This is a genomic window from Rhizobium sp. M1 (genome assembly GCF_002531805.1).
Lineage (GTDB): Bacteria > Pseudomonadota > Alphaproteobacteria > Rhizobiales > Rhizobiaceae > Rhizobium > Rhizobium etli_C.
This window is the reverse complement of record NZ_NWSW01000033.1, coordinates 25,278-51,584: the sequence shown is the minus strand read 5'-3', so window position 1 is coordinate 51,584 and position 26,307 is coordinate 25,278. Positions and strand designations below refer to the sequence as shown.

Sequence of the window (26,307 nt, the reverse complement as noted above, 5' to 3'; positions counted from 1 at the left end):
GCAGCTACCGCACTTCCGCTCCGAGCGCCAAGCAGAGATTTTATGTGGTCGCGCCGAAGTGGCGCGGCGTCACCAGTTGCCGGGGTCGGCGGTGTGATCGATGCTGGCGAATTCGTCGGCTTTATGGCGGTCCAGCTTGACCTCGGTTGTCACCTTCATCTCGTCGGTGACCGCGTAGCCGTCAGGCACCGGCCCCTTTGATAATTCCTGATACAGAAGCAGAGCGGCCTCTTCTGCGGTATCGGCCTCGATCTCCCGGATAATGGATACGGTGAACTTATGCATGGTTTCAAGCCTCTCGATCGGTGTGCAGGCGATGCGCAGCTGGCGTAGTCTGACACGAGTTTTGCGCCGATGACACCAAAACCGTATTGTTTAGACTTTGATTCATGCGACGCTTTCAGGTCTTTGTTTTTATGAAGGTCGCGGTCCAGCAAGCGTGGCACCATTTTGAGCGGACCCTGCCGGGGAGGAGAGATCATGCGCTTGAACCAGGTAACAGTGACGATGCCTGATCTTGATGCGGGCTGGAGTTTCTATCGCGTCCTCGGTCTCAGGCCCGTCGTTGACGCCCGTCCGCGGTATGTGCGTTTCGTCTGCCCGGATGGGGACAGCACCTTCTCTCTGCATCAGGGCGAAAATGGCGGTGGCGGAACCACAGTCTATTTCGAGTGCGAGAACCTGGACGAGACGATCGGCCGCCTTGGCGGGGCCGGTCTTCGTTTTGCCAGCGGGCCTGAAGACAAGAGTTGGCTCTGGCGCGAGGCCGAGCTATTCGACCCCGGCGGCAATCGTATCGTCCTTTATTTTGCCGGAAAGAACCGCGTCGATCCGCCGTGGGGGGTGGATCACGATGGCCGACCCGAAACCGGTCCGTCATATTCGGCGCAATCTCTTTCTCCGCTTGTTTCGAAGCCCTCGAATTGAACTCGGTCGGCGGTGCGGTCCGCCAGCGGTTCAATAGCCTTGTGGATTTAGCAGCACTCGGCAGCCACAGCGGAAACAGCTGACATGGGCTGGAGAAAGACTGTTTGTCTCTTATTTCCAAGGAGGACATTCGAACGAAGAGCGAAAGGACCGACGCAATGGCGAAGAACACGATCTGCCTTTGGTACGACAAAGAGGCTGAGGCCGCCGCCCGCTTTTATGCCGCGACTTTTCCGGACAGCGCCGTCGGTGCTGTCATTCGTGCGCCGGGAGATTATCCCGAGGGCAAGCAGGGAGACGTGTTGGTTGTCGAATTCACTGTTGCGGGTATTCCTTGCATTGGACTGAACGGCGGTCCCACATTCAAACACAGCGAAGCTTTCTCATTCCAGATCGCAACCGAGGATCAGGAAGAAACCGACCGCTATTGGAACGCCATTGTCGGCAATGGCGGCCAGGAAAGCGAATGCGGCTGGTGTAAAGACAGATGGGGCGTGTCCTGGCAGATTACGCCGCGGGTGCTGACCGAGGCGCTGGCCGCAGGTGGTGACGAGGCAAAGCGCGCCTTTGATGCGATGATGACCATGCGGAAGATCGACGTTGCCGCGATCGAGGCCGCCCGACGCGGCTGAGCCCGTCCGGTGCGGACGATCGGCGCCCCGAGGCCGATGCATGGCGGGTTTTCAGAACCAGAGATCGCGCACGCAGCGTCCCTGGGAGGGAAGGTCTTCGAACGTCTCAAGCCCATCGAAGTGATCGATGGGCAAATCGGCCACGAGATCCGGGGGCGCAAGCCGAATGTTGACGGCCATGCGGCGGCGGCCATCCTTTTGAAGCCGCAGGCCGCGCCAACTCGAAACGCAGGCGCAGGAGGGGCAGAACAGGATTTCGAGAGATGAGTTCTCCCTACCGGCGCGGGTATAGGAAGCGGTCTGCCCGGTCAGAGCGATACGCTCTCCCTCATAGTCATAGGCCCATAGAACGCCGTAGCGCCGGCAGAGGGTGCAGTTGCACGCGGTAATCGAGCCGGGATCGCCCTCGAGCGCCCAACTCGTCTTGCCGCAATGACATGAGCCCGTCAGCATGCGCGTGCGTTCAACCTCTGCGTCTCTTCACACGCCGCATCCTGCCTCAATCGGATAGGGACGGCAATTGGACATTGCGACGTTGCTTCCCGGGCCGAGCCATCGCGATAACGCCCATTCGATCATTTTGAAATTTCTAATTGAGGTTGAGGCCGGAAGATGATCCCATGCGACCTGGCGTAGTTGAGTCCACGTCTCTTCCCCATTTGATCCGGGTGGCCAATGTCGATCTCAGATGCGATCTATCGTCCTTTCGAAACCTGGATCAGGCCGCTCGATATTGCCTATCGGCCACTGCCGTCCAAGGGGCCCGTGGCCGTCCTTCTGCACTTCATTTCGATGTTTCGAGGCGTGCTGATCACACTTGCGCTTTGCTCCATGGTGTTCGAGGTGATCAACCTGACAATCGTCTGGGGGCTTTCGGTCATCGTCGATGGTGTGACGCAACAGGGTGCTGCCGCCTTCCTGGAGAAGGAATGGCTGCTGCTTGCTGTCCTCGGCTTCCTGATCTTTCCCGTGATGCCGATCGTTTCCTTCACGCTTAACACGCTGAGCTCACATACATTGGGCATCGCCATGCCAGCTGCCATTCAGTGGCAGGGACACAAGGCGGTGGAGCGGCAGGACCTTGCCTTCTTCCATGATCTCTATGCCGGCCAGGTTTCCTCGCGGCTGCAGCAGGTGTCCTCCGCCGTCCAGCAGCAGATCCTTGCCGGCTTCCAGTCCATCCCGCGTTTCCTGATGCAACTGGTCGGCTCCGTTGTCCTGCTAAGCGCTCTGGCCTGGCAGCTTGCCGTGCCGGTCGTCGTCTGGATCGCGCTCAACGTCGCATTCACCGCCAGGATCGTGCCTGTTTTTGTCGAACGCTCGCGGCGCACCGCCAAGCAGCGCAGCATGGTGGCCGGCGCCATCACCGATCTCTATACCAACATGCAGATGATCAAGCAGTTTGCGGCCGAAGACAGTGAGGCAGGCGCAATCCGCCGCATCATTCAGAAGGCCGTGCAGACGCAGCATAGCGAGCAGCGTATCTATCGCTCGTCGGAAGTGACCGTCGTGGTTCTCAACACCCTGCTGTGGCTGGCCATGCTGTCGATCGGATTTTCCGGCCTCGTCAAAGGCTTCCTCACGGTCGGCGAGTTCGTCGGCGCGGTCTACATCCTCCACCGCCTGTCGTCGCAGATCTTCGTCTTCCTGCAGATGGGCCAGCAGATCTTCCAGGCGATCGGCACGATCAAGGACGCCATGCCCGTCATGACGACGCCGCCGACGATCAGCGACCGGCCGGATGCGAGCGAACTTGCCGTGCAACAGGGCGAGATCCGGTTTGAGAATGTCCGTTTCGCCTATAAATCGGGCAAGCCCGTCATCGACGATCTGTCGCTGACGGTGCGGCCGGGCGAGAAGGTCGGGCTGGTCGGCCTTTCGGGGGCTGGCAAGACCACGCTCGCAAACCTGCTCCTGCGCTTCTACGACATCAAGGCGGGCGCGATCCTGATCGATGGACAGGATATCCGCGCGGTCACGCAGTCAAGCCTTCGCCGCGCCATCGGGGTGATCGCGCAGGACGTCGCGCTGCTGCACCGTTCGGTCGGCGACAATATCCGCTACGGCCGGCCGGAGGCGACGCAGGAAGAGATCGAAAGGGTGACGAAGATGGCGAGTGCCGATGGCTTCATCGCCGATCTTGCCGACGGCGAGGGCCGCAAGGGTTACGACGCCTTCGTCGGCGACCGCGGCATCAAACTGTCAGGCGGCCAGCGCCAGCGTGTCGCCATCGCCCGCGTTCTTCTGAAGAACGCGCCGATCCTGGTGCTTGACGAAGCGACCTCGGCCCTCGATAGCGAATCCGAAGCCGCCATCCAGGAAAGGCTGAACCTCGTGATGGAGGGAAAGACGGTGATCGCCATCGCACATCGGCTTTCAACCATTGCCAGGATGGACCGGATCGTCGTGCTCGATCACGGGCGGATCGTGGAAGAGGGCAGGCCGGACGAACTGGTCGAACGGGATGGTCTGTTTGCCCGCCTGTGGAAACGCCAGACCGGCGGTTTTATTCCAGAAGACATCGACGAAGCCTTGCCGGCTTTGCCTGAGACTTGAACGAAGCCGAAAAGATTGCCTGTCATATCGGGCGCCGCGCCTCCTACAGAGCGCTATTCCACCAGCCCGAAGATCGGGCCGTAGCCGCCGTGCCAGGACCAGTCGTTGCGTCCCATTGCCGGATTGTAAACTCCGACGCCGCGTCCGCCATCGAGAAACAAGGCGTCGCGGCATTTCAGGCGATCGCGGAAAAGCCGCGCGAAATCGTGGAAATTCACGCTCTCGTCGCTGATTGCGAAGCGAACAGTTCCGTTTTCGCAGACGCCGACACCACTTCGGCGGGTTCGGTCCGTCGAGCCTGCGATGAAGATCGGGTTGAGGTTGCCGGCGATGACGAGCATCGGACCGGACTGGGTGGCAAAGCGCGACTTGGTGGCGAGCTTCAAATACTTTTCGGTCGGTACTATCCCAGCGCCTGCTTCACCAAGAAAGAACACGCCATTCGGCTTCTTGTAGAAATTCGGCACCTGACTGGCGGAGCCGCCGGTGGCCCTATTGGCGGGTTTCAGTTCCCTGCCGTTCTCGACATACAGTCCCATCGGCGAAAAGTCGGCCCGGTACATGCCGGCATTGACGGCGAAAGTCAGTTTTCGCCCTTCGGCGCGAACGGCTTCGGCAAGGCTGGAAAAAGCGCGGTATGGCTCGCCGTCGGCGCCCTTCCAGAACAGACGCAGGTCGACTTTCCCCACTTCCAAGGTGCAGACGACGTATTGCGCCTCATCGAAGGTGACCTTTTCGCATTGTTCGGCCTGCGCGTGGTGCAGGGGCAGTAAGGCTGCCAGCACCAATGCCAGAGCGAGCATGCCATGTTTCAGATAGGTCATTTGGGTCACGCATCCGATTTGCCGCCGCCGAGCTGGAATCCGGTTACGCTCCGGCGGCACTGCGGGGAGTGGGAACTCCGTAAATACCGCACTGATCGCTTTTCTGTAACTGGCAGCCGATGATTTCTGCTGGATGGCGTGAATGTCTACGCAACTACCGGTGCAATGGATTCAGCCAGGTCGAATGCCTTGATGCGGTTCTCGGCGCTATCCGGTGGATGCCGGGTGGCGCCGGGGCTATGTCACCCTCACCTGGCCGCCGGCAAGCAGGTGAGAGTGGGCGGCAGTTGTTCTTACCAGGCGGTACGGGCCGTGCCGAGGGCTGTCGTGTGCGAGGATGAAACCTGGGCAACGTGCGCCTTGAGTGATACGACGCAGTTTCCGGGATAGGTGAGCCTGTGCAGCGTCAAATGCTTGAGCAACGCTTCTGCGTCGCGCTTCTCGGTCAGCGGAAATGTCACAGTCATTCAAGTTCTCCAAACGACAAACTGAGCATCGGCAAAAAAGCTAATGCTGAGTTTCTTTTGCGTCGCAACAAGAAAATTTTAATAATAAAATTAAAATCGATTAACTCTGGGCGCCTGATTTTAAAATCGTTTGAAATTCTGCGACGATTACAGATCGGGTTGATCGGCGGCAGGAAGCGGTCAATCAGGCTTGCTGCTGCGAGCTCAGGCGCGGTGTTTTCCGTTACGGGCGGCCCAGTTTCTGAGGCGCAATCCGTTGAGCCTGATGAAACCTCCGGCGTCGTGGTGGTCATAAGCGACCCGCCCTTCCTCGAACGTGACGAGATCGGCGGAATAGAGCGAGGAAGGGGAGGCTCGGGATATGACCGAGGCGTTTCCCTTGTAGAGCCTGAGCGTGACTTCGCCGCTGACGAAGGCCTGGCTGCGGTCGATGAGGGCTTGCAGCATGTCCCGTTCGGGAGAAAACCAGAAACCGTTATAGATCAGCTCGGCGTAGCGGGGCATAAGCTCATCCTTCAGATGCGCGGCGGCGCGATCGAGGGTGATCGATTCGATGCCGCGATGGGCTGCAAGCAGAATCGTGCCGCCCGGTGTCTCGTAAACGCCTCTCGACTTCATGCCGATGTAGCGGTTTTCCACCAGATCGAGCCGCCCGACGCCGTGTCGCCCGCCTCGCTCGTTGAGTTCGGCGAGCAATGCGGCCGGCGTCATCGGCCTGCCGTCCACCGAAACCGGGTCGCCGCTTTCGAAGCCGATCGCGACAGTCTCGGGCTGGTCCGGAGCGTCGACGGGATCGACCGTGCGCTGATAGATGTAATCGGGCGCGATCTCCGCCGGGTCTTCAAGGACCTTACCTTCAGTAGAGGTGTGCAGCAGGTTGGCGTCGATCGAGAAGGGGGCGTCGCCGCGTCTGTCCTTCGGCACGGGGATTTGATGCCTTGTGGCATATTCCAGCAGCTGGGCGCGCGAGCGGATATCCCATTGGCGCCAGGGGGCAATGACCTCGATTGAGGGGTCGAGCGCATTGACGGCGAGTTCGAAGCGGACCTGGTCATTGCCTTTGCCGGTCGAGCCGTGGGCGACGGCGTCGGCACCGACCTCACGGGCGACGGCGACGAGGTGTTTGGCGATCAGCGGACGGGCGATGGAACTGCCGAGGAGATACTGGCCCTCATAGAGCGTATTGGCCCGCAGCATGGGAAAGACGAAATCGCCGACGAATTCCTCACGCAGATCGACGATGCGAATGTCCCGAACACCCAGCATCTTCGCTTTGGCGCGGGCCGGTTCGAGTTCCTCGCCCTGGCCGAGATCGGCGGTGAAGGTGACGACCTCGCACCCATAGGTCTCCTGCAGCCATTTGAGGATGATCGACGTATCCAGCCCGCCGGAATAAGCGAGCACGATTTTTCCTATCTTTCTTGCCATCAGCTCTTCTCCACATCACATCGATGCGTGAAACGATAGGCCAAAGCTCACGCAATGAGCTTGCGAAGCATCCCTGAAATTGCAAAAGTTCGGCATGATATGCCAGTAATAAATCTCACGGAGCTATAAAATGTCAGTCACTTTGGATGCGATCGATCGGCATATCCTGCGCGTGCTCCAGCGCGACGGGCGCATTTCGAATGTCGAGCTGGCAAGGGAGGTGGGGCTCTCGCCTTCGCCATGTCTGCGCCGGGTGAGGCTGCTGGAAGAGGCAGGCATCATCGATCGCTATGTCGCCGTGCTCGACCCGGCAAAGGTCGGGGCGGGTCTGACGGTTTTCGCCCGCGTGTGCTTCCGGACACAGGATGCCGAGGTGACGCTGCGCTTCGCCGAGGCAGTGCGACGCTTCCCCGAGGTGATGGAATGCTACCTGACGACAGGAGAGTGCGACGCCGTGCTTCGTATCGTCACCGCCGATCTGCACAGTTATTGGCGCTTCCAGGCAGATCACCTGACGCGCATTCCGAGCGTGCTCAGCGTCAAGACAGACGTGCCGATGGAAACGCTGAAGCGGAGTTACGAGCTGCCGCTGCGATAGACGCCGCTTACGCGCGGCGACGTGTCAGCCAGACGAGGCCGGTGTTCGTGTCCTTCGAGGAGAAGCCCGGCATTGGTGAGCGGGGCGGTGGCACGGTGGCACGGTGGCACGGTGGTTGCAAGATCTTCGTCGCATCACCACGTGTCAATAAATGAGGCTACGGAGCAGCCATGGACGGCCAAGAGCAGAAGGCAAGCAATGGGGGATTCTTTCGTTATTTTGAGACGCCGCTCGAAGTTCTCCTGGAGGCAGATTACGACATCACTTTTCTGCTGGCGATCGCAGTTTTCGCAGTCCTAGTTATCCTCTACGCATGCCGCGCGCTTTACCGCCTGGGACATCGGGTCTGCGGCGTTTGCGGATCCCGCCGCGTCAAGAAAGCGGTTTCCCGATCGGCTGAGGCGTGATTGAGGAGCGCCGTTGCTGCTCGAGACCGGTAGTAAGCCGTGCAAGCCGGTGCGTGGCCGATCGGTTAACCCTGGTGTCGCGGGCAGACGGCGGCGATCCGCCGTCTGCATTCGTCGTTCTGACTACGCCTTCAACGCTGCGGCATAATCGGCCGCATAAGTCTGCAGTGAACGCGGGGCCTTGCCGGTCAGAGTCTCGACATCGCCGTTCACGACGGCTGTCCAGCCCTCGCGCACGGGATAGAAGATCGAGGCGAGGAAGCCGGCGTAGTCCGCCGGTACGCCGGCGCCGGTCAGCATGTCGATGAAGGCCTCGTCGGAGACGGCGTTATAGGCGACAGGCTTGCCGATCGCTTCGGAGAGGATGGCAGCGGCCTGCATATAGGACAGCGCTTCCGGCCCAGTCAGGTTGAAGGCCTTGCCGTCGAAGGACGAGGAGGTGAGTGCCGCCACGCCGCTTGCCGCGATGTCGCGGGCATCGATCAAGCTCGACTTGCCTTCGGCAGCAGGAAGGGCAATCTGGCCGTGGTCGATGCCGGGCTTCCAGAAGGTGTGGAAGTTGTCGGAAAACCAGTTCGGACGCAGGATGACATAGGGAGTGCCGGATTTTTCAAGCGCGATCTCCACCTGGCGATAGGGGATGGCGTCATCGGCATCCACTCCGAACGCACTCTGGAGCACAACCTTAACCTCGCGGGTCGCGGCCGCTTCGATGACCGGCAGCAGCATGCCTTTGGCATCGGCATGGCCGGAGGCAAGCAGCACATAGGCGCGATCGACGCCATCGAAGGCAGGCCCGAAGGTTTCCGGCTTGGCATAGTCGAAGACGACGCCCTCTGCGCCTGCCATGGGCTTGCCGGCGCGGGAGGCGGCCTTGACGGCCTCGCCCTTTGCCAAGAGCCCGTCCACCACATGCCGGCCGACGGTGCCCGTTGCGCCGATAACCAGAATCTTGCTGCTCATGTAATTCTCCATGGTTTCTATTGGAAACTATCTTTCCGTGGGATAGATACAGGGAAAATAGGATTGGAAAAGAGAGCACTTTTTTCTCACCTGGTTTCCTCGGGGAAACCGCAGCAGGAAGGCGGGAGCGGATGACGATGCCAGAGCAGGCCTATAATGTTTACGAGGATCGTTGCCCGACGAGGCTTGTACTCGACCGGCTGGCAGACAAATGGGCGCTTTTGATCCTCGACCGGCTGCGGGGCGGGCCGTTGCGTTTCAACCACATCCGCCGCGAGATCAAGGGCATATCGCAGAAGGTTCTCTCGCAAACGCTGAGAAAGCTCGAGCGCAACGGCTTGATCTCGCGCACGATCTTTCCAACCGTGCCGGTGACCGTCGAATATGCGCTGACGCCGCTCGGGTGCACCCTGACGGAGACCGTTTCGGCGCTCACCCATTGGGCAGAGAAGAATATGGATGAGATCCTTGCGGCGCAGCGTGCCTATGACGAAAGGGATGCCGGTTGACGGACGAGGCGTTGTGGGCGCATCAGGTGTTTCTGTCGACGGTCAGCACGGCGCAGCGCGGCTGCCGCTCGCTCACGCGGTCCTGATCCGGCGCAAACGTGTCGCGCACCACTGCCATGCGGGCGAAACGACGTAGCCGACGGCCGGGATTGTCGCCAGCCCGATGAGGATGCCAACGAGACCCGCGCCGGCCGCCTGAACCAGCCAGGAAAGCACGCCGCCGCCGGCCGGCACTGCGTGGGCGACGGCTTCCCCGCTATCGTGGAGGAGATGGCTCAGCCAGGCGAGGCCGAAGGTTTCGGCGCCGTGCACGATGATGCCGCCGCCGACCCAGATCATCGCCGCTGTCCCGATCAGGCCGAGCACCTTGAGAAGATAAGGCATGCCCTTCACCAGACCGCGCCCGAGGATGCGCAGGGGCGCGCCGGCTTGAGAAGGGGAGGAGCGCTGGGCAAGCCAGAGGCCGAAATCGTCCGCCTTCACGATCAGAGCGACGACGCCGTAGACTGCAGCCGTGATCATGATTCCGACCAGGGCGAGAACCAGCGCCTGCATCGCCAGCCCCGACTCGGACAGGGAGCCGAGCGTGATCGCCATGATTTCGGCGGACAGGATGAAATCGGTCCTGATGGCGCTCGCGACCTTTTCGTCCTCGAAGGTCTTCGGATCGACGCTGATCGACTCGAGCCCCGCCTCGTGTGAATGGGCTGCGTGCGGCACGACGAGCTCGTAGACCTTTTCGGCGCCTTCGTAGCAGAGGTAGAGCCCGCCGAGCATGAGCAACGGCGTCACCGCCTGCGGCACCAGAAGGCTGAGGACGAGCGCTGCCGGCAGGAGGAACAGAAGTTTGTTCTTGAGGGAGCCGACGGCGATCTTCGCGATGATCGGCAGTTCGCGCGCCGCCGACAGGCCGGTCACATAACGCGGCGTGACGGCAGCGTCGTCGATCACGACGCCGGCGGCTTTGGCGCCGGCTCTGCCTGCCTGAGCGACCACGTCGTCCAGGGAAGCAGCGGCCGCCTTTGCAAGCGCGGCAACATCATCAAGCAGGGCAATCAGGCCGACACTCACAAGCAAACCTCTCGTTTAGGGACATGGATGGCGAAAATAGCCAATCGGGCGGCAGCCGGAAAGAGGCGCTGCCACGGATGGTTGCGGCGCCCGATCAACGTGGCAGGCGGATCACTGGGCCGGCGTTCAATCCGGCGGCCAAGCATAGATTTTGCTGGCATCTAGTCATCCTCGTCTTCGTCAAGGCCGAGGTGTTCAAGGCTGCGGAAGCGGCCGAGCTCCAGAGCAGCGAACGCGTCGGCATGGCCGGCGGCCTCGACGCCGAGACGTCGCAAGGCTGCGTTAATTGGGTCGTCCGGGCCGATCGGGTCCCGCGTATCCGGTTTTGCGGCACTGAATATCATGTCTCCGTCCGCGAATGCGGCGGCTGCCTGGGAACCGGTTCCGCCGAAATATTCCGTCTCGATATAGGCCAGCAGGCCCTGTCCAGAGGCGGTCGCCAGAGCCTGCTCGAGCGCGGCCGAGAGGCTTCTGAAGCCGTCGCGGTGGGCGCCGGGCTGAAGTTTCGTCAGTCGATCGATCTGCCGATCGCCCAACGGAGCGATCTCAAGGCCGAACGGCAGTGCCGTGGGTTTAGGGCAATCTGCCGCCTGGACGATTGCCGCCACGGCGGCGGGCGATCCGACGACTGCGACGATATGATGCCCCATAATTCACCTCAAAAATCAGAGCTTCCTGCGGAAGCTTTCGTGCTTAGGCAGATCTAACGGATTTCCCCTTTCGTGCAAGCGGGAGGCGAGCTGGCAGTTCGACTGCGCTCACTCTATCTGGATATGAAGATGGTCGTCGTGGCGGGCGGCCCGGCAGCCCTGAAAGCGGACATGGGCGTCGGTGATGCCGAGCGCGTTCTTCAAATGCGGTTCGATGAAGATCTTCTGCAGGCCAAAGCGCGCGACCCCTTCCGTCGTCAGCCAGGCGACCGCCGCCGCGGTGCGCTGTTCCTCGATCCGGTAGGCCGGGAACAATGGCTGCAGCGCATCGAAATTCCAGCGGGTGGTGAGCCAGTCATGGCGGCCCGCGCAGGGCAGTTCGTCGCCCGGGCCGGGCTCCTCGAAGGCGAAATAACCGATCGGCGAGCGGGTGGCGCCATTCAGGAAGGCACCGCCGGCATCCTTGTAATAATAAGCGAAATCAAGCTTCTTGCCGTCAGCATGCGAGAGATGCGGCAGCAGCGGGAAACCGTTGACGAAGGGGAAGTTTGCATCCAGCGCGATAGTAACGGTGCCGGGAAATTGCTTGTCCATGTGCGTGGCGAGCGCCTCTGCGAGATCGCGAAGCTTGGGCGTGACGTAGTTGCGGTTGAGCGCGCAGTAGATCGGCGAGCGGACGATGAGCCTGTCTTCGGCGCTTGACAGGCAGGAGAGTGGAACGCGGCCGAATGCCGGTGCGGCAAACTGTGTGGCGACGGTCGCGGCGGCGTAGCACAAAAGGAAGAGTGCGAGCTTGGCGGGAAATCGCCTAAGGCCGCATATGCGCGCGGCGGCGAGGGCGATGAGATAGGCGACGCCGCCGATCAGGGTGAGCAGCGTCAGGATGAGAGCGGCGAGGGCGTGGAGGATGAAGCGGAGCACCGGGCGGCCTTGCGGAAGGGAAGTTGCATTGCCTTAGGTGAGGGAGTGGGGATGTGCAAGATGGGTGGGGAAGTGTGAGGAGCGGTAGGTTGTTCGATATTTGCCGTTCGCTTTGTGTAGCAAGGCCAAGGCGGTGGAAGTTATGCCGTGTGGCCCCCTCATCTGCCTGCCGGCATCTTCTCCCCGCTGGGGAGAAGAGGGGCAAGCCGCACGGCGTCGTTCCCACAGTTGAGGTATCAATGAGAGCGAGGCGCTGCCGCGATTCCGCTTCTCCCCAGCGGGGAGAAGATGCCCGTCAGGGCAGATGAGGGGGCGAGCGACGGTAGGAGCGAGTGCCTGAGCGGAAGCGAAGGGCAGACTTCGCTGTGGAACGCCCGCTCAGACTCCTGATCTTAAACCCGCGTCGACAGCTCGATATCGTCGGCGAACGGCGTCGAGAGGTAGCCGGCGGCGGGGGTGCGGACGCGGGCGAGATAGTCCGGGCTGACATCGGCGTTGTCGGCGACGATGAGGGCGCCCGGTCCCAGGCGGTCTTCCACCAGTTCCAGGATATCGCGATAGAGCGCCTTGGCGAGAGGCCGAGCCGGGGACGGCAGGCGTTCAGCAAAGGAAGCGGCCGTTTTCCAGAAAGGCCACGGCATGTTTCCACATCAGCGCATTATCGGTGCGGCTTGAACAGTTCACCTGTCGCTTCCCGCAGCGCCGTGTCTCGCGTCGATGGCCGCCTCTATTGGCGGGCCATCCGTTTTGACAGTTCGGCAAGAAGCTGGTCGTGGCGGTGGCCGGGGTTGGTCTGGATGAGATCGACGGCAAGCGTGATGGCACGGCGGCCTTCGATGCCGTCGATGTCGAGCTTCCTCTCTTCGCACCATTGCCGGACGGCGTCGGTGACAGTCGCTATCTCGCAATCGTCGAGCGGGATTTGGCATAGGAGCACAGTCGTTCCCCCCATGAGGCGGCGAGAGCATATATGGTCTCTCAAGCGGTCTCGCCGATGATCCAGTGGGCCGACGTAGCGACTCTACGCTTATTCCGAAGCAAAGCTACAGCTATTTTGGCGCGGTCCGGCGGCCGCCGGGCGAGCCTTGCCGTTGCCGGGTCCAAGGCTGCCGAAGGCGGACGCACGGCCTGTTTTTTGCTATAATTGCGGGAGCCGCCGTGGATCCCATGGCCTGGCCAATCGAGGCGCAGGTGTGAGATGAGCGATGTTCAGGAACGACTCCTCGACAGCAAGATGACCGAGATGGAGCTTGCCCGGTCCTGGAGCCCGCGCGTCATCTCCAAATTCGAAAGCCTGATCCGCGGCGGCGACGATTTCTCGCTCTACCGCATCAATCCGCTGGCTTTCGCGCGCGACCAAGCGATCTCCGAAGCCGAAAGCATCGATCTCTTTCTCCATGCGACGCGCAGCGGTCTGTTCGAGATGAGCTGGGACGTCGTCTGTCCCCAATCCGGCATGGTGCTCGACAGTTTCGGCGCGTTGCGGACGCTGAAGACCCACTATGTCTGCGGTCTTTGCGACGTCTCCGGCGAAACGGACCTCGACGACTTCATCGAAGTGACCTTCACGGTGTCGCCGCAGTTGCGCCGGCTGCCGTTTCACGATCCTGGCTCGCTTTCGGTCGAGGATTTTCACTGGAAGGCGCGGTTTCTGAGCGATGCGCGGCTGCCCGGCCAGCAGGCCCGCTTTCTCGATGTCCTCAAGGGGATGGTGCGCGGCCTGAGCTTTCTGGCGCCCGCATCCGTCACGACGGTGAGGGCGGAGCTCGGCCCGGGGGCGCTCGCCGGCATAAATGTGCAGACCCAGGCGAGCTTCGTACTGCCGGTGGCAGGCGAGGCCGTGACGGTGCCGACGCTCCTGCGTGTCCGATATGACGGGCAGCGGTTCTCCGCATCGCTGCCGGCGGTGCGGCCCGGTCCTGTCATCGTCGAAATCGAGAACTCGGCGGCCATGCGCGGCTCGCTGCTGCTGATCAACTGGCCGCCGGAGATCCTGGCGCAGACCACCAAGCCGGTTCTCGACTTCGATCCCTACATGTCGGGCGGCATGCTGCTGGCACGCCAGACCTTCCGGCGGCTGTTCCGCTCCGAGTGCGTCGACGAGAGGGAAGGGCTCGGCATCCGCCAGGTGACGCTGCTGTTCACCGATCTCAAGGGCTCGACGGCGATGTACGAACGGCTCGGCGATCTCAACGCCTATGCGCTGGTGCGCGAACATTTCGCCTTGCTCGGGGCCACAGTGCAGGAGCATTCGGGCGCAATCGTCAAGACGATCGGCGATGCCGTGATGGCTGCCTTCTCCCGCCCGGCCGATGCGGTTTCGGCGGCGTTGCATATGCTTGGGGAAATCGAGCGCTTCAACAGCGAACATGGCGATCCCAGCATCATCCTGAAGATCGGCGCCCATTGCGGCCCGTCCATCGCCGTGACCTTGAACGACAACCTCGATTATTTCGGGCAGACCGTCAATGTCGCCGCCCGGGTGCAGTCGCTGGCCGATGCCGGCGAGATCTGCATTTCCGAAGCGCTGTTTTCGGCACCTGGTGTCGCCCAGTTGCTTTCCGGCCACCGGCTGGCCGCCTTCGAGGCCCCGCTGCGGGGCGTCGAGGGAACGGCATGCGTATACCGGGTGATGCCGGGTTAGATCTGACGCGAGCAGGCGACCCTTGCGACCGCCTTGCCCGGACGGCCTGAGCCGGCAATTATTTCGCGAGCACGATATGGGTGGCGTGTTCGCTGGCGACATGTTCGGTGACGCGGAAGCCGAGGTCCGGCAGGTCGATGCCTGAAAACATCGCTTCGCCTTTGCCGAGCGCGACGGGGGCGATGGCGAAGTGCAATTCATCGATCAGGCCGGCCTGCAGATATTGGCGCACGGTCGCCACGCCGCCCCCGATCTTCACGTCCTTGTCGTCCGCGGCGGCCTTCGCCTTGTCGAGCGCTTCCTCGATGCCCCCGGTGATGAAGTGGAAGGTCGTGCCGCCTTCCATGACGATCGGCTCGCGCGGATAATGGGTGAGGATGTAAGTCGGCGCGTGGTATGGCGGGTTCGGACCCCACCAGCCTTTCCAGGCATCGTCCGGCCACTCGCCGCGGATCGGGCCGAACATGTTGCGGCCGAGAATGAAGGCGCCGAAACCGGCCATGGCGCGGGCGGCATAATCCTGGTCTATGCCTTCAGAGCCGTCGTCCTTGCCCGTCATGGCGCGGAAGGTGCGGGTATGGAAGAACCATTGGAACATTTCCGGCCCCCGCTTTCCCAGGGGATCATTCAGGCTCTGCTCCGGGCCGGCGCCGAAACCGTCCACGGAAACGGAAAAGCCTGCAACGCGCACCTTGGCCATGCTGTCCTCCATATGATTGCAATATGAAACTAGTTGTTTTCTCGCATGAGTGATCCTATAATGCAACTGGTTTTTACAGGAGATGCTTCGTGGATATTGAATTGCGGTCCGGCTGCCCGATCAACCTAACGATGGAAGTGCTGGGTGACCGGTGGAGCCTGATCATCATCCGCGACATCATGTTTGGCAACCGCCGGCATTTCCGCGATCTCCTCAACAATTCGGAGGAGGGCATCGCCTCCAATATTCTGGCGGCGCGGCTGAAACGGCTGCTCTCGCTCGGCTTCATCAGCAAGCGGGACGATCCGAGCCACAGCCAGAAGGCAATCTACAGCCTGACGGAGCCGGCGATCCAACTCGTGCCCGTCTTCGCCGTGATCGGCGCCTGGGGCAGGCGCCACCTGCCGGTGACGGAGGATCTGAGCATTCGCGCGCAGCTTCTCGAAGAAGGCGGGCAGCCGCTTTGGGACGAATTCATGGAGGATCTGCGGCGGATTCATATCGTCGATCCGGTCGGCGGGGCGAACGGGACGGTGACTTCGCCGGTGCTGGCGCGGCTGACGGCGGCGTTTCTGGAGGTGCGGGAGAAGATGGCGGCTGGGGTGGCGTAAGCGAAGAGCGATATTGGAAGGTGTGCCGGGCAGCCCCCTCATCCGACCCTTCGGGCCACCGACCGGGGGTCGAGCCACGGGTCTCGACCCCGTCCTTCGGACCCCCGCTGGGGAGAAGAGGGAGCAAGGCGTTCGCGAAGTGCCCGAACGAAAGCGACCTTCAAGGCAATACATGATGAGATCGATGCCGAAGCGGCATTTTCCCTTCTCCCCGGCAGGGAGAAGGTGGCCCGAAGGGTCGGATGAGCGCTGCACGGCACGACGCTTCTTCACTGTTTTCGTCGCGAACGCCTGGCCTGGTAGGGCATCGGTCACTCGCGCATCTCTACCTCACGAACAATATGATCAGCGGCCCTGCCAGCAGGCTGGCGAGGATGCAGGCGGAGAGGAGATACGTTTCGAAGATGCGGAGGATGGATTTGAGACGGGTCATCTTGAGGTCCTGCATTGTGCTGCCTGATCCTCGGTAGCAACAATTGCAGCAGCATGACCGGCTGCCTTTCAAGTTCCGCAATGTTGCTGCAACCCTTGCGGCCGAGACAGGGACGCAAGGGGTGGTTGGGCGATGCGGATTCTGCTGATTGAGGATGAGAAGGAGCTGGCCGAAGCGCTGACTGCGGCGCTCGGCAAGCATGGGATCGTGACCGATCACACGGTGCATCTGGGTGATGCCGTGGAGCTGACGCGGCAGAACCCCTATGACGCGATCCTGCTCGACCGGCGTCTGCCCGACGGCGAGGGGCTGCGCTTCATTCCGGAGCTGAGGCGCACCGGCAAGGATACGCCGATCATCGTGCTGACGGCGCTGAACGCGCCGAAGGAGCGGGTGGAAGGGCTCGATCTCGGCGCCGACGACTATCTCGGCAAGCCGTTTCTCGTCGAGGAGCTGATGGCGCGGCTACGGGCAGTGCTGCGGCGGCCGCCGAACCTTTCCGAGCTGAAGATCACCGCCGGGCGGATGGTGATCGATCCCCTGCATTTGAGCGTCACTGTCGGCGATACGCCGCTCGATCTGCCGCGGCGCGAGCTTCTGGTGCTTGCCGCGCTTGCCAGGCGCAAGGAAAAGACCGTGCTGCGCTCGACGCTGGAGGCGGCCGTTTACAACTATGAAGAAGAAATCCAGTCGAACGCCCTCGACGCCCATATATCGCGGCTGCGCAAGCGGCTTGCCGATGCCGGTGCGCAGGTTTCGATCCACAATATCCGCGGCGTCGGCTATCTCCTGAAGGAAGAATGATGGGCGGGGCAGAAAACACCAATCCGTCGCTCTGGTGGCGGCTCAGCTGGCAGCTCAGCCTGGTCTTCGTCGGCGTGGTGACGGCCGTCACCATCGGGCTCTGCTTCTATGGCGCGACGATCCTCTCTCCGAATGTCGCATTGGAGGATCATGTGACCGCGGCGCTGGCTCCGGCCGCTGCGCTCGATGCCGAAGGACGGCTCGAAATAAGGGATACGCCGGAGCTCGAGGCGCTCAAGCGGCAGTATGACGGGCTTTGGTATGTGGCGGCGACGACGAACGGGTCTTTCGTCTCCTACGGGACCGTTCCTCCAGTCTACGCCGAGCTTGTGCGTCTGACCTATCTGTTCGAAGGGGCCGATATCAGGGGATCGGTCGGCACGGACGAGATCGCCTCGGTGGAAAGCGTCGAGACCGGCATCGGCGAGCTCAGGGTTCTGTTCGGCGGCGTCGCCGACAAGGGCTGGCCGGTTATTACGTTGATGGGCGCCGTTTATCCGATCTATGTGCCGCTGCTGACCATTGCCTTGCCCGCGGTTTTTCTTGCCGTTCCCAGGATCGTCGGGCGGGGCCTTGCCAGCGTCAGCGAGGTTGCCCGCAAAGCCTCGGAGATCGAGCCGCGCCGCTACGATGCGCGCCTGCCGCTCGACGGCATTCCGAGGGAGGTCGCGCCGCTGGTGGTTGCCTTCAACGAGGCGCTCGGCCGGCTGGAAAACGAGTTCCGCAAGCGGCAGCACTTTCTGATCGATGCGGCGCATGAGCTGAGGACACCGATCGCGATCATGCAGACCCGGATCGACGGGACGGCGGAAGGGCAGGATCGCAGGCGGTTGCTCGACGATGTCGCGCGCCTGGCCGAGACGGCCGAACAGCTCTCGATTTCGAGCGCAACGACCAGGCGAGCGATCTCCAGGAGACTGTCGATCTCGTCGAGATCGCCCGCGGCGTGGTGGCCGACCTTGCGCCGCTCGCTATCGGCGCCGGTTACCAGATCTCGTTTCAGAGCGAGGTCGAGAGCCTGAAACGCAAGGGCAGCCCTTCGGCGCTGCCGCGGGCCGTCAGCAATCTGGTGCGCAACGCCATCGACCATGGCGGCAACAGAGGCATGATCACGGTCTCAGTCTCGGATATAGGCGGCGGGCGGATCAGCGTCACCGACGAGGGGCCGGGCATTCCGGCCGAGCACCGGGAGCTGGTGTTCGAGCCCTTCTACCGCGTCACTCCGAAGAGCACGGGGGCCGGCCTCGGCCTCAGCCTCGTCAAGCAGATCGCCCTGAACCATGGCGGCGAGGTTCGCATCGCAAGCGCTGCGGCCGGTACCGAGGTGGCGATCCAACTCAGATGACGCCGGTTGTTTCCGGCAACCGATGCTGCCGGGAACCATGTAATGCTGCGGCAATTCTTCGCCGCCAATTTCCCCGCACATTATCGGCGACGGAGGCCATGCAGAGTGCGCAGCAATCCTTTTATTTCATCTTTTTCAAGGGCTTCGAAAGCAGTGTCCCTCGCATTGCCGCTGGCGCTGGTCGCGGCTGCGGCCGGGTGCAGCTCGGTACCGCTCAAGGAGAGCGGGACGCTCTCCACCTATTCCAATCTCGGTGCGCCGAAGGGCAAGCTTTCGAAATCGCGCGTCTATGTCGATGGCCTCAGTCTCGCCCCGATCAAGACGGTCGCCATCGAGCCGACCCGCTTCGGCTTCGCTGCGGCAAGCCGCATCAAATCGCCGGCCGACCGGGCGATGGTCTCGAACGCGCTCGACCGGGCGCTCTGCATTTCCCTGAGCGACAGATACCAGATGGTGGCGGCAGGCGAGAGCGCGGACCTGACGATCCGCTCGATGGTCACCGACATCGTGCCGACCAACAAGACGATGGCGGGCGTTTCCACGGTCGTCACCGTCGGCACGGGCTTTGCGCTGCCGGTCGGCGTGCCGCGCCTGCCGGTCGGGCTCGGCGGGCTGGCGGTGGAAGCCGAGGGTGTCGACAAATCGGGCGCGCAGCGGGCGGCGATGGTCTGGGCGCGCGGGGCAAATTCACTGCAGAACAATCCGCGCGTTTCCGAGGTGGGCGACGCCTACGGCCTGGCTTCCAAGTTCAGTAGCGAATTTTCCCGCATGCTGATCGCAGGCAAGGAGCCGAAGGGATTGGACCTCTCGCTTCCCTCGCGCCAGCGGATGAAATCCTGGCTCGGCGGCAAGCCGAAATACGTCGCCTGCGATGCCTTCGGCCGCGAGCCCGGGCTGGTCGGCGCCGTCGCTGCCAAATATGGCGCGCCGCCGCAATGGACGGAAAAGAAGCCGAAGCCGGCCGCTGCTTATTGACCGCGTGCTCAGCCCCACCCCGAGGCTGGGCTGACGGGACGGACGGAGCCGGGACGGAAAAGCCGTGCTCCGTCCGTCTTTTGCGGGTGTTTTACTCAGGCGTGTGACAGCAAAAAGCCCCGCATCTTGATGCGGGGCTGGCTGTTGGGATTGTTAAACCCGATCAGCGGCACTGACGGCGCGGGCCGTAATTTGGCTGATAGGTATTGTCGTAAGCGCGGTACGACCGATAGCGGGCGTAGCAATATTCGGCATGCGAGCTGTAGCCACGCGAACCATAGGCTCGCGGTTGCGAGGCGATGATGCCGCCGATCAGAGCGCCGGCTGCCAGGCCACCGATGATGGCCCCGGTATTGTCACGACGGTGATACCGCCGGTGATAGCGGCGATCCCAGCCGTAGCGGTCGTCACGATAGTAGTCGCGGTCGCGATAGTAGCTGCGGTCACGGTAGTAACGGCGATCGCTGTAATGTCTGCGCCTTTCACCATAGCGGGAGCAGACGATCGAGAACCTGCTGCAGCCGACGGTCATGATCCGGGCATCGTTATCCCCCGGCGCCGGCTGGGCCGCCGATTGCACCGGGCTCGGCACGAAGACCGGGCCTGCCGAAACCGGCGTTCCGGAGAAGGCCGTCGCTATCGACAGGGCAATGATGGCGAATCTGTTCATTTCACTCACCTTGGGTAAACGGATGTATCGAGGGCATAACGCGAGGGTAGGGATTTAGTTTCATTCTGGGAATGATGGAGGCATTTCTCGCCGAAATATTCGGCAGGAAGTTCAAATTGAAAGCAGTTGCTCAATTAGATCTTTATGGGCTTGCTGGTTCAATCCTGATGCAACGGCACTCCAGTGCGGAAGGATTATCATGCGGCTCTCCAGGCTTCTCGGCGTTCTCTGTCTCTCCACGACAGTGGCGCTTTCACCTCTCACCATTCTATCTACCGATCTCTCGCCTGCATTCGCCAAGGGCGGCAACGGAGGCGGCGGCGGCAACGGCGGCGGAGGAGGAGGCGGCGGCGGCAACGGCGGTGGCGGCGGCCATGGCGGTGGGAGCGGCAGCGGCAACAGCGGCGGAAGCCACGGCGGCGGCAGCAGCAACAGCGGCAGCGGAAAGAGCAGCACCCACTCCAGCGGCAAGACCGAGAACGGCCGCAGCGCCAAGGGCGCCGGCAAAGCGGTCCAGACCGGCCAGGCCGGCAGGGCGAAGTCTGCTAAGCAGACCGTCAGCACGAAGGGCTCGGCAAAGAAGACGACCATCGCCTCGGCCCCTGCGGCAAAGCCAGCGAAGAAGCCAGCGGCCGAGCTCGCTGGTCTCAATTCCCTAAAGCGCAATTTCCATGCCCTCATGAAGACTGCGGATCCGCGCATGGCTGGGATCGCGGCATTCGCCACCGCCTATGCGCAGTATGAACTGGCCAACGGGGCTGCCCCGCCGGCCGACGATCCCGCTCTTCGCGACGCCGCGCTGGCGGCCGCGCTCGCTTCCGCCTCCAAGACCGGCACGGTCAGCCCTGCGGCCCTAAGCTGGGCAAAGGACGCACTCGGCGTCGGCACGGCGGTCGGCACGATTGACCAGATGCGGGAGACCATGGCGGCGCAGGCCCCGGCGGCGGAAACCCCTGCAGAGGGAACCGAAACCGAGACTAGCGATGCGGTCGAGGGCAGCGAGACGACAGATCCTGCCGTGACCGCGGAAACGCCGGAAGCCGACACCGGCAGCGCCGAAGAGGTATCGGGAACCACCGACACCACGCCAGCCATCGATCCGACTGAAACCTCGGCGTCGACGAGCGCGGAAACCACCGGCCTCTGATCGCGCGCCTGGGATAACGTGCCCGATCAGCCTCGCTTGCCGCCGGCAAGCAGGCGAAGCTGGGTCTCGTCATGCACACCCTGCCGGTAAAGCTCGATGATGAGGGCGCCGAGACGATCGGCTTCCTCGCTTGACCTGTCGATATCGAGCCCGCTGCAAAGGGCTTCGTGGACACGCCTGCAAACAGCGAGGTCCTCCGAAGCGAGCGGTTCGTCACGCGTGCTGAACAGCTTGTCTGACATCGCAGTCTGCCCTTTTTCGATGCCGTGAATCGCTATTGCGCAAAAGATAATTTCGCAAACCTTGCTCCGCAAGATGGGCGAACGTCTGAAATGAAAAACCAGTGCAACGGTTCAAGATGTTGCAGCGCCCCATACGCGTCCGAAAAACACGCGGGTTTGAAATCGAGGCGCGCGCAGACGCGGGCGAGGGCATGGAGGTGGGCGGACTGACGGTATCAGCACAGATCTACCTGGTTGCCGGGTCCTTGCCGCCCTGCTGCGACAAGCGCAGTTCTTTCAGCCGCTTGGTCTTTTCCCGACGAGCCCGCTGCTCCGCCTCGATGGTCTCCTTGGCGGCTCGCTCGGTATTTTCGAAACGATCCTGCCGGTAAGCCTTTGATGAGGGTTCGCGTTCTCTTTTCATGGCCGCTAAACGCAAACCGGCGAAAACGGTTTCATGCGAAAGCCGTTTTACCGGAAAACGGCATGGCCGCCAGGCGCCTCGTTAGAGCATGTCTCGCAAAAGTGTGCTGCGGTTTTGCGATCAAGACATGCGTAAAAACAAAGACCTAAAGCGTGACAAGCGAATCTGAAAGATCGCGACACGCTTTAGCGCCCGGCGGCCTGGGCATCAGCCTTTGATGAAAGCGAAGATGTCGGGGTTTATGATATCGGCATGGGTGGTGCACATGCCGTGCGGGAGTTTCTCGTAGACCTTGAGCGTGGCGTTCTGCAGCAGCTTGGACGAGAGCAGGGCGGAGGCGGCGATCGGCACGATCTGGTCGTCGTCGCCATGCATGACGAGGGTCGGCACGGTGATGATCTTCAGATCCTCGGTGAAGTCGGTTTCCGAGAACACCTTGATTCCGTCGTAATGCGCCTTGGCGCCGCCCATCATGCCCTGGCGCCACCAATTGTTGATGATTGGTTCCGACACTTTCGCGTCCGGCCGGTTGAAGCCGTAAAACGGGCCGGCCGGCAGGTCGTGGTAGAACTGCGAGCGATTGGCGGCGAGCTGCTGGCGCAGGCCGTCGAAAACGTCGATCGGCAGACCGCCGGGATTGGCATCCGTCTTGACCATGAGCGGCGGCACGGCGCCGATGATGACGAGCTTGGCAACGCGACCCTGCGGCTGGCCGTGGCGGGCCACATAATGGGTCGCTTCGCCGCCCCCGGTGGAATGGCCCACATGAACGGTGTTCCTGAGATCGAGATGCTCGACGACGGCTGACGCATCGGCGGCGTAATGATCCATGTCGTGGCCGTCGCCGACCTGGGTGGAGCGGCCGTGGCCGCGCCGATCATGGGCGACGACGCGGTAGCCCTTCTCAAGGAAGAACAGCATCTGGGCGTCCCAGTCGTCGGCGCTCAGCGGCCAGCCGTGATGGAACATGATCGGCTGGGCGGTCTTCGGCCCCCAATCCTTGTAGAAAATCTCGACGCCGTCCTTGGTTGTGACTGTGCTCATGTCATAACTCCTTGGTTGGTTGGATTGGACTAAAACAGACCGTTGCAGGCGGGATCGGCAAGGCCACGAGCAACCGTTACGCCAGGGGCCGCCGGAGAACCGCGTCTGCGGGGATCAAGATCGACTTAAGATATGATGATGTGCTTATTGAACACCTAGCTCTATTCTATTGATATGACAGATGTTTGATAGGCGGTTATCCGTACTCGGCGCCCATCCTTCCGGTCGCGGCGACGGGACATGGCGCGCCTTGCCTGACTGCTTCACGCTGTGAACATTCGTTTGATCCCCCGCATCTCGTCGCGGCAAGCGGCCGAGATGCCGGCTGATGTCAGCAATGAGCCACTTTATCTCCATTCGTTCAATATATCTGTCGCGGTAGTTCGATATATCCGTTCGGCTAGGGTCGCGTTCCCTCCTGTTGTGCCGGGATTGCAGGCTGCGCTGGCGCTCACTTGAACGCTGATCGACGCCCAACCATCTATTTCTTTCGAACAGCGCCATGGCGAACCATCGCAATCGCGATTGCTTTGCCGGCGGCGGGACGGCCGTTGCGGCCGCCAGAGGATCAGATCATGGGCTACATGGATAAGGACATCGCCTCCGGGGATGACGGGGCGCTGATCGATGCCTATTCGCAATCGATCGCAGCCGCCGTCGACATGGTCGGGCCGGCGGTCAGCCGGATCGAGCGGGTGGGAGGCCGGCAGGGGCACGGGTCGGGCTTTGCCGTCTCGCCCGATGGCCTGATCGTCACCAACAGCCATGTCGTCGACGACGCCAAGCTCGTTCGCATCACGACGCCGGACGGATTCATCACCGAGGGGCGTGTGCTCGGCCGCGATATCGATACCGATATCGCCCTTGTTCGGGCCAATGCGAGCACCGGGGCCTGGGCGAGGCTCGGCGACTCCCAGCGCCTGCGCAGGGGTCATATCGCGATCGCGATCGGAAACCCGCTGGGCTTCGAATGGACCGTCACTGCCGGCATCGTCTCGGCGCTCGGCCGCTCGATGCGGGCGGCAAGCGGCCGGCTGATGGAAGATGTCATCCAGACCGATGCCGCGCTTAATCCCGGCAACTCCGGCGGGCCGCTGGTGTCTTCGGGCGGCGAGGTCATCGGCGTCAATACTGCCGTGATCCAGGGCGCGCAGAGCATTGCCTTTGCCGTGGCGTCGAATACGGCCAATTTCGTCGTTTCGGAAATCCTCCGCTACGGCCAGGTGCGGCGTGCTTTCATCGGGATTGCTGGCGACACGATAGTGCTGCCGCGCCGGGTGGCGCTTGCGGCCGGCACGGTGCAGACGACCTCCGTGCGCATCCGGCGTGTCGAGCCGGACGGGCCGGCGGCAAAGGGCGGGCTGCAGGAGGGTGATTACATCCTCGCCATCGACGCCAGCCCGGTCGGCGGCGTCGACGATATTGTCAGGCTGATGGATGGCAGCCGGATCGGCAGAGAAACGGAAATCCTGGTGTTCTCGGTGGCCGGCCGGATCGAGAGGAAGATCTTGCTGCCGATGGCGCGGTCTTAAGCCGTGGGTGGCGACGAAGGCATAACGTCACGTCAGGCGCTGACCGCTTCCTGCTCCGTCCCGGAAAAATCCACGGCCGCGAAGGCTGCCGCCAGCACCTCCGGTCCGGCGCCGCTTTTTGCCGCGTCGGTGGAGAGAATCTGGCGGTAGCGCCGGGCGCCGGGCAGGCCGGTGAAGAGGCCGACCATGTGGCGGGCGACGTGCTGCAGCCGGCCGCCGCCGGCGATATGGCGCTCGGCATAGGCCATCATCCGCTCACAGAGCGCCGGCCAGTCGGGTTCTACCGCTGGCGCCCCGAAGAAGCGGTGGTCGACGTCGGCAAGCACAGCCGCATTCTGGTAGGCGGCCCGGCCGAGCATGACGCCGTCAACATGGGCGAGGTGGTCGGCGGCCTCGTCGAGCGTGCGGATGCCGCCGTTGATGCCGATGAAGACCTCGGGCCAGCGCTGTTTCATCCGGTAGACGATCTCGTAGTCGAGCGGCGGGATCTCGCGGTTCTCCTTCGGGCTGAGGCCCTTCAGCCAGGCCTTGCGCGCATGGATCCAGATCTCATCGGCGCCGGCATCGAGAACACGCGTGATAAGCGCGGGCAGGGCCTCTTCCGGCTCCTGCTCGTCGACGCCGATGCGGCATTTCACCGTCACCGGCGCGGTCGCGACCGCCTTCATCGCCGCGACGCATGCGGCCACCGTCTCCGGCGTCAGCATCAGGCAGGCGCCGAAGGTGCCCGATTGCACGCGGTCGGAAGGGCAGCCGACATTGAGGTTGATCTCGTCATAGCCATAGGGTTCGGCGATCTTCACCGCCTCGGCAAGCTTGGCCGGGTCCGATCCGCCGAGCTGCAGCGCCAGCGGATGTTCCGCCACGTCATGGCCGAGCAGCCGCTCGCGCGGGCCGTGGATGATCGCATCGGCGACCACCATCTCGGTATAGAGCAGCGCCTGGCGGCTGATCTGGCGGTGGAAATAGCGGCAATGCCGATCCGTCCAGTCGATCATCGGGGCGACCGCAAAAATCGGCCTTTTCTGCGTCATCGACGTTTCTTGTTCCTTTGGTCGCAGGCTGCCGCGGCGGCGCGCTGTTGCCGCACGGGGCGGTCATCGGTAAAGGCGCATATAACACTTGCCGGTGCGATCGACAAATTCGCAAGCGCAAACAGATACGGCGCCCCTTGCGGAGCGCCGTTCATGCCGCAAAAGCGGAAATCCGACTTACGAAGCCGAGATGTTGACGGCCTTCGGGCCCTTGCCCATGCGGTCCGGCTCGGTGTCGAAGGTAACCTGCTGGCCTTCGCGCAGCGACTGGATGCCAGAAGCCTGCAGCGCGGAGATATGGACGAAAACGTCCTTTGCGCCGCCGTCCGGCGTGATGAAACCAAAACCCTTGTCCTGGTTGAAGAATTTTACGGTGCCTTTGGTGGCCATTGGGATCGTCCTTTTCCCTTAGTCTGTGTAGTATCCGCGCCCCCGAGGGGAAGCGGACGGCTTTAGCTTTCGCCCCGAATCGATGGGCCGAAGGGTCAGTCGGAGAAGTCACGTACGGGGAAAGAACGTCTACGCAGGCGGGTATTCCCGCGTCTCCTTCCGTAACGGAAGGGATTGCCACATCAGTCCAGTCACCGGCATGCAAATGCCCGAGTAGGTGGATTCGTGCCATCATTTCGGTCAAAAGGCAAGCGCCATTATTGTGGCATGCCGCTTATCGTGACAGGAAATGCCGAAGATTCAGATACTTGACGAAAAGTTGGCAGATGCTTGCACGGCTGTGCCATAGCGGGATCGGCGTGCCGAAACGGAACGAGGCG

General features: G+C 62.3%; 29 protein-coding genes and 2 pseudogenes. 13 read left to right on the top strand and 18 right to left on the bottom strand.

Features of this window, described 5'->3' with window-relative positions; all coding sequences use genetic code 11:
- Positions 1–69: 69 nt before the first annotated feature.
- Positions 70–285: a hypothetical protein gene (locus CO655_RS26400; RefSeq protein ID WP_097667385.1), complete on the bottom strand. Its 216-nt coding sequence runs from the start codon at positions 283–285 to the stop codon at positions 70–72.
- A gap of 195 nt (positions 286–480) precedes the next feature.
- Between CO655_RS26400 and CO655_RS26395 the strand changes: the two genes are divergently transcribed.
- On the top strand, positions 481–927 hold the full coding sequence (locus CO655_RS26395; RefSeq protein ID WP_097605381.1) for a VOC family protein: 447 nt from the start codon (positions 481–483) through the stop codon (positions 925–927).
- Positions 928–1,085: 158 nt separating this feature from the next.
- A complete protein-coding gene (locus CO655_RS26390) occupies positions 1,086–1,559 on the top strand; it encodes a VOC family protein (RefSeq protein ID WP_097605380.1) in 474 nt (157 codons plus the stop codon).
- 51 nt (positions 1,560–1,610) lie between these two features.
- On the opposite strand, the gene CO655_RS26385 is transcribed toward CO655_RS26390, so the two are convergent.
- Entirely contained in the window at positions 1,611–2,012 is a 402-nt protein-coding gene (locus CO655_RS26385; protein ID WP_097667384.1) for a GFA family protein, read from the bottom strand.
- A gap of 222 nt (positions 2,013–2,234) precedes the next feature.
- Here CO655_RS26385 and CO655_RS26380 point away from each other — a divergent pair, with 222 nt between their 5' ends.
- Positions 2,235–4,115 carry an ABC transporter ATP-binding protein gene (locus tag CO655_RS26380; RefSeq protein WP_097605378.1) on the top strand — a complete coding sequence of 627 codons (1,881 nt, stop codon included), beginning with the start codon at positions 2,235–2,237 and terminating at the stop codon, positions 4,113–4,115.
- Between the two features lie 53 nt (positions 4,116–4,168).
- Here the strand turns inward: CO655_RS26380 and CO655_RS26375 are convergent, their stop codons facing one another.
- From CO655_RS26375 to CO655_RS26370, 3 genes are all read right to left on the bottom strand, one after another.
- The gene (locus CO655_RS26375; RefSeq protein ID WP_097667383.1) at positions 4,169–4,939 is read right to left on the bottom strand and encodes a phosphodiester glycosidase family protein; all 771 of its coding nucleotides are present in this window, start codon (positions 4,937–4,939) and stop codon (positions 4,169–4,171) included.
- Positions 4,940–5,232: 293 nt separating this feature from the next.
- Complete coding sequence (locus tag CO655_RS33975; RefSeq protein WP_010031841.1) at positions 5,233–5,406, bottom strand: hypothetical protein; 174 nt, start codon at positions 5,404–5,406, stop codon at positions 5,233–5,235.
- A 204-nt stretch (positions 5,407–5,610) separates the two neighbouring features.
- The gene (locus CO655_RS26370; protein ID WP_097667382.1) at positions 5,611–6,834 is read right to left on the bottom strand and encodes an argininosuccinate synthase; all 1,224 of its coding nucleotides are present in this window, start codon (positions 6,832–6,834) and stop codon (positions 5,611–5,613) included.
- A 130-nt stretch (positions 6,835–6,964) separates the two neighbouring features.
- Between CO655_RS26370 and CO655_RS26365 the strand changes: the two genes are divergently transcribed.
- A complete protein-coding gene (locus tag CO655_RS26365) occupies positions 6,965–7,432 on the top strand; it encodes an Lrp/AsnC family transcriptional regulator (protein ID WP_097605375.1) in 468 nt (155 codons plus the stop codon).
- A gap of 170 nt (positions 7,433–7,602) precedes the next feature.
- Positions 7,603–7,839 (top strand): hypothetical protein, encoded by a 237-nt coding sequence (locus CO655_RS26360; protein WP_010035582.1) that lies wholly within the window; start codon positions 7,603–7,605, stop codon positions 7,837–7,839.
- Positions 7,840–7,962: 123 nt separating this feature from the next.
- Here the strand turns inward: CO655_RS26360 and CO655_RS26355 are convergent, their stop codons facing one another.
- Positions 7,963–8,802: an SDR family oxidoreductase gene (locus CO655_RS26355; protein ID WP_097605374.1), complete on the bottom strand. Its 840-nt coding sequence runs from the start codon at positions 8,800–8,802 to the stop codon at positions 7,963–7,965.
- A 131-nt stretch (positions 8,803–8,933) separates the two neighbouring features.
- Here CO655_RS26355 and CO655_RS26350 point away from each other — a divergent pair, with 131 nt between their 5' ends.
- Positions 8,934–9,311: a helix-turn-helix domain-containing protein gene (locus CO655_RS26350; RefSeq protein WP_097605373.1), complete on the top strand. Its 378-nt coding sequence runs from the start codon at positions 8,934–8,936 to the stop codon at positions 9,309–9,311.
- A 72-nt stretch (positions 9,312–9,383) separates the two neighbouring features.
- Here the strand turns inward: CO655_RS26350 and CO655_RS26345 are convergent, their stop codons facing one another.
- The 5 genes and pseudogenes from CO655_RS26345 to CO655_RS26325 form a co-directional block, all read right to left on the bottom strand.
- Entirely contained in the window at positions 9,384–10,382 is a 999-nt protein-coding gene (locus CO655_RS26345) for a DUF808 domain-containing protein (RefSeq protein ID WP_097605372.1), read from the bottom strand.
- A 161-nt stretch (positions 10,383–10,543) separates the two neighbouring features.
- Entirely contained in the window at positions 10,544–10,990 is a 447-nt protein-coding gene (locus CO655_RS26340; RefSeq protein WP_141514364.1) for a hypothetical protein, read from the bottom strand.
- 150 nt (positions 10,991–11,140) lie between these two features.
- A complete protein-coding gene (locus tag CO655_RS26335) occupies positions 11,141–11,953 on the bottom strand; it encodes a hypothetical protein (RefSeq protein ID WP_097605371.1) in 813 nt (270 codons plus the stop codon).
- Between the two features lie 392 nt (positions 11,954–12,345).
- A pseudogene (locus tag CO655_RS26330) lies at positions 12,346–12,525 on the bottom strand (O-methyltransferase); the annotation flags it as partial.
- A 155-nt stretch (positions 12,526–12,680) separates the two neighbouring features.
- Positions 12,681–12,890 (bottom strand): hypothetical protein, encoded by a 210-nt coding sequence (locus tag CO655_RS26325; RefSeq protein ID WP_010035595.1) that lies wholly within the window; start codon positions 12,888–12,890, stop codon positions 12,681–12,683.
- A gap of 261 nt (positions 12,891–13,151) precedes the next feature.
- Here CO655_RS26325 and CO655_RS26320 point away from each other — a divergent pair, with 261 nt between their 5' ends.
- Positions 13,152–14,597: an adenylate/guanylate cyclase domain-containing protein gene (locus CO655_RS26320; protein WP_097667380.1), complete on the top strand. Its 1,446-nt coding sequence runs from the start codon at positions 13,152–13,154 to the stop codon at positions 14,595–14,597.
- A gap of 58 nt (positions 14,598–14,655) precedes the next feature.
- Here the strand turns inward: CO655_RS26320 and CO655_RS26315 are convergent, their stop codons facing one another.
- Entirely contained in the window at positions 14,656–15,297 is a 642-nt protein-coding gene (locus tag CO655_RS26315; RefSeq protein WP_097667392.1) for a dihydrofolate reductase family protein, read from the bottom strand.
- 89 nt (positions 15,298–15,386) lie between these two features.
- Here CO655_RS26315 and CO655_RS26310 point away from each other — a divergent pair, with 89 nt between their 5' ends.
- The 4 genes and pseudogenes from CO655_RS26310 to CO655_RS26290 all read left to right on the top strand — a co-directional run bounded on the left by CO655_RS26310 (position 15,387) and on the right by CO655_RS26290 (position 19,465).
- Positions 15,387–15,908 carry a helix-turn-helix domain-containing protein gene (locus CO655_RS26310; protein ID WP_097605367.1) on the top strand — a complete coding sequence of 174 codons (522 nt, stop codon included), beginning with the start codon at positions 15,387–15,389 and terminating at the stop codon, positions 15,906–15,908.
- Between the two features lie 565 nt (positions 15,909–16,473).
- Positions 16,474–17,145, top strand: a complete 672-nt coding sequence (locus CO655_RS26300) for a response regulator transcription factor (RefSeq protein WP_097667379.1) — start codon at positions 16,474–16,476, stop codon at positions 17,143–17,145.
- Positions 17,145–18,490 (top strand): annotated as a pseudogene (locus CO655_RS26295) (HAMP domain-containing sensor histidine kinase). Before CO655_RS26300 ends, CO655_RS26295 begins: the two are co-directional and overlap by 1 nt.
- Before the next feature lie 42 nt (positions 18,491–18,532).
- Positions 18,533–19,465, top strand: a complete 933-nt coding sequence (locus CO655_RS26290; RefSeq protein ID WP_245423918.1) for a DUF3313 domain-containing protein — start codon at positions 18,533–18,535, stop codon at positions 19,463–19,465.
- Between the two features lie 163 nt (positions 19,466–19,628).
- Here the strand turns inward: CO655_RS26290 and CO655_RS26285 are convergent, their stop codons facing one another.
- A complete protein-coding gene (locus CO655_RS26285; RefSeq protein WP_097605362.1) occupies positions 19,629–20,135 on the bottom strand; it encodes a BA14K family protein in 507 nt (168 codons plus the stop codon).
- A 199-nt stretch (positions 20,136–20,334) separates the two neighbouring features.
- Here CO655_RS26285 and CO655_RS33970 point away from each other — a divergent pair, with 199 nt between their 5' ends.
- The gene (locus tag CO655_RS33970; RefSeq protein ID WP_176539307.1) at positions 20,335–21,282 is read left to right on the top strand and encodes a hypothetical protein; all 948 of its coding nucleotides are present in this window, start codon (positions 20,335–20,337) and stop codon (positions 21,280–21,282) included.
- Positions 21,283–21,308: 26 nt separating this feature from the next.
- Here CO655_RS33970 and CO655_RS26270 read toward each other — a convergent pair whose 3' ends face one another.
- From CO655_RS26270 to CO655_RS26265, 3 genes are all read right to left on the bottom strand, one after another.
- Positions 21,309–21,524, bottom strand: a complete 216-nt coding sequence (locus CO655_RS26270) for a hypothetical protein (protein ID WP_010031346.1) — start codon at positions 21,522–21,524, stop codon at positions 21,309–21,311.
- Positions 21,525–21,750: 226 nt separating this feature from the next.
- On the bottom strand, positions 21,751–21,927 hold the full coding sequence (locus CO655_RS33965; RefSeq protein ID WP_010031344.1) for a hypothetical protein: 177 nt from the start codon (positions 21,925–21,927) through the stop codon (positions 21,751–21,753).
- A gap of 207 nt (positions 21,928–22,134) precedes the next feature.
- Positions 22,135–22,971 (bottom strand): alpha/beta hydrolase, encoded by an 837-nt coding sequence (locus CO655_RS26265; protein ID WP_097667377.1) that lies wholly within the window; start codon positions 22,969–22,971, stop codon positions 22,135–22,137.
- A 575-nt stretch (positions 22,972–23,546) separates the two neighbouring features.
- Here CO655_RS26265 and CO655_RS26260 point away from each other — a divergent pair.
- Positions 23,547–24,503: a trypsin-like peptidase domain-containing protein gene (locus CO655_RS26260; RefSeq protein WP_097605359.1), complete on the top strand. Its 957-nt coding sequence runs from the start codon at positions 23,547–23,549 to the stop codon at positions 24,501–24,503.
- Between the two features lie 32 nt (positions 24,504–24,535).
- Here CO655_RS26260 and dusA read toward each other — a convergent pair whose 3' ends face one another.
- Complete coding sequence (gene dusA, locus CO655_RS26255) at positions 24,536–25,537, bottom strand: tRNA dihydrouridine(20/20a) synthase DusA (RefSeq protein ID WP_097667376.1); 1,002 nt, start codon at positions 25,535–25,537, stop codon at positions 24,536–24,538.
- A gap of 177 nt (positions 25,538–25,714) precedes the next feature.
- Positions 25,715–25,927, bottom strand: a complete 213-nt coding sequence (locus tag CO655_RS26250; protein ID WP_003540801.1) for a cold-shock protein — start codon at positions 25,925–25,927, stop codon at positions 25,715–25,717.
- Positions 25,928–26,307 lie beyond the last annotated feature (380 nt).

Excerpts from the sequence above, each read along its gene's own strand:
- CO655_RS26350 (WP_097605373.1), top strand. The coding sequence starts at position 8,934 with ATGACGATGCCAGAGCAGGCCTATAATGTTTACGAGGATCGTTGCCCG.
- CO655_RS26355 (WP_097605374.1), bottom strand. The coding sequence starts at position 8,802 with ATGAGCAGCAAGATTCTGGTTATCGGCGCAACGGGCACCGTCGGCCGG.
- CO655_RS33970 (WP_176539307.1), top strand. The coding sequence starts at position 20,335 with ATGCGGCTCTCCAGGCTTCTCGGCGTTCTCTGTCTCTCCACGACAGTG.
- CO655_RS26265 (WP_097667377.1), bottom strand. The coding sequence starts at position 22,971 with ATGAGCACAGTCACAACCAAGGACGGCGTCGAGATTTTCTACAAGGAT.
- CO655_RS26395 (WP_097605381.1), top strand. The coding sequence starts at position 481 with ATGCGCTTGAACCAGGTAACAGTGACGATGCCTGATCTTGATGCGGGC.
- CO655_RS26390 (WP_097605380.1), top strand. The coding sequence starts at position 1,086 with ATGGCGAAGAACACGATCTGCCTTTGGTACGACAAAGAGGCTGAGGCC.
- CO655_RS26315 (WP_097667392.1), bottom strand. The coding sequence starts at position 15,297 with ATGGCCAAGGTGCGCGTTGCAGGCTTTTCCGTTTCCGTGGACGGTTTC.
- CO655_RS26285 (WP_097605362.1), bottom strand. The coding sequence starts at position 20,135 with ATGAACAGATTCGCCATCATTGCCCTGTCGATAGCGACGGCCTTCTCC.
- CO655_RS26380 (WP_097605378.1), top strand. The coding sequence starts at position 2,235 with ATGTCGATCTCAGATGCGATCTATCGTCCTTTCGAAACCTGGATCAGG.
- CO655_RS26270 (WP_010031346.1), bottom strand. The coding sequence starts at position 21,524 with ATGTCAGACAAGCTGTTCAGCACGCGTGACGAACCGCTCGCTTCGGAG.
- CO655_RS26365 (WP_097605375.1), top strand. The coding sequence starts at position 6,965 with ATGTCAGTCACTTTGGATGCGATCGATCGGCATATCCTGCGCGTGCTC.
- CO655_RS26370 (WP_097667382.1), bottom strand. The coding sequence starts at position 6,834 with ATGGCAAGAAAGATAGGAAAAATCGTGCTCGCTTATTCCGGCGGGCTG.
- dusA (WP_097667376.1), bottom strand. The coding sequence starts at position 25,537 with ATGACGCAGAAAAGGCCGATTTTTGCGGTCGCCCCGATGATCGACTGG.
- CO655_RS26300 (WP_097667379.1), top strand. The coding sequence starts at position 16,474 with ATGCGGATTCTGCTGATTGAGGATGAGAAGGAGCTGGCCGAAGCGCTG.
- CO655_RS26320 (WP_097667380.1), top strand. The coding sequence starts at position 13,152 with ATGAGCGATGTTCAGGAACGACTCCTCGACAGCAAGATGACCGAGATG.
- CO655_RS26250 (WP_003540801.1), bottom strand. The coding sequence starts at position 25,927 with ATGGCCACCAAAGGCACCGTAAAATTCTTCAACCAGGACAAGGGTTTT.
- CO655_RS26260 (WP_097605359.1), top strand. The coding sequence starts at position 23,547 with ATGGGCTACATGGATAAGGACATCGCCTCCGGGGATGACGGGGCGCTG.
- CO655_RS33975 (WP_010031841.1), bottom strand. The coding sequence starts at position 5,406 with ATGACTGTGACATTTCCGCTGACCGAGAAGCGCGACGCAGAAGCGTTG.
- CO655_RS26360 (WP_010035582.1), top strand. The coding sequence starts at position 7,603 with ATGGACGGCCAAGAGCAGAAGGCAAGCAATGGGGGATTCTTTCGTTAT.
- CO655_RS26385 (WP_097667384.1), bottom strand. The coding sequence starts at position 2,012 with ATGCTGACGGGCTCATGTCATTGCGGCAAGACGAGTTGGGCGCTCGAG.
- CO655_RS26290 (WP_245423918.1), top strand. The coding sequence starts at position 18,533 with ATGCTGCGGCAATTCTTCGCCGCCAATTTCCCCGCACATTATCGGCGA.
- CO655_RS26400 (WP_097667385.1), bottom strand. The coding sequence starts at position 285 with ATGCATAAGTTCACCGTATCCATTATCCGGGAGATCGAGGCCGATACC.
- CO655_RS26375 (WP_097667383.1), bottom strand. The coding sequence starts at position 4,939 with ATGACCTATCTGAAACATGGCATGCTCGCTCTGGCATTGGTGCTGGCA.
- CO655_RS33965 (WP_010031344.1), bottom strand. The coding sequence starts at position 21,927 with ATGAAAAGAGAACGCGAACCCTCATCAAAGGCTTACCGGCAGGATCGT.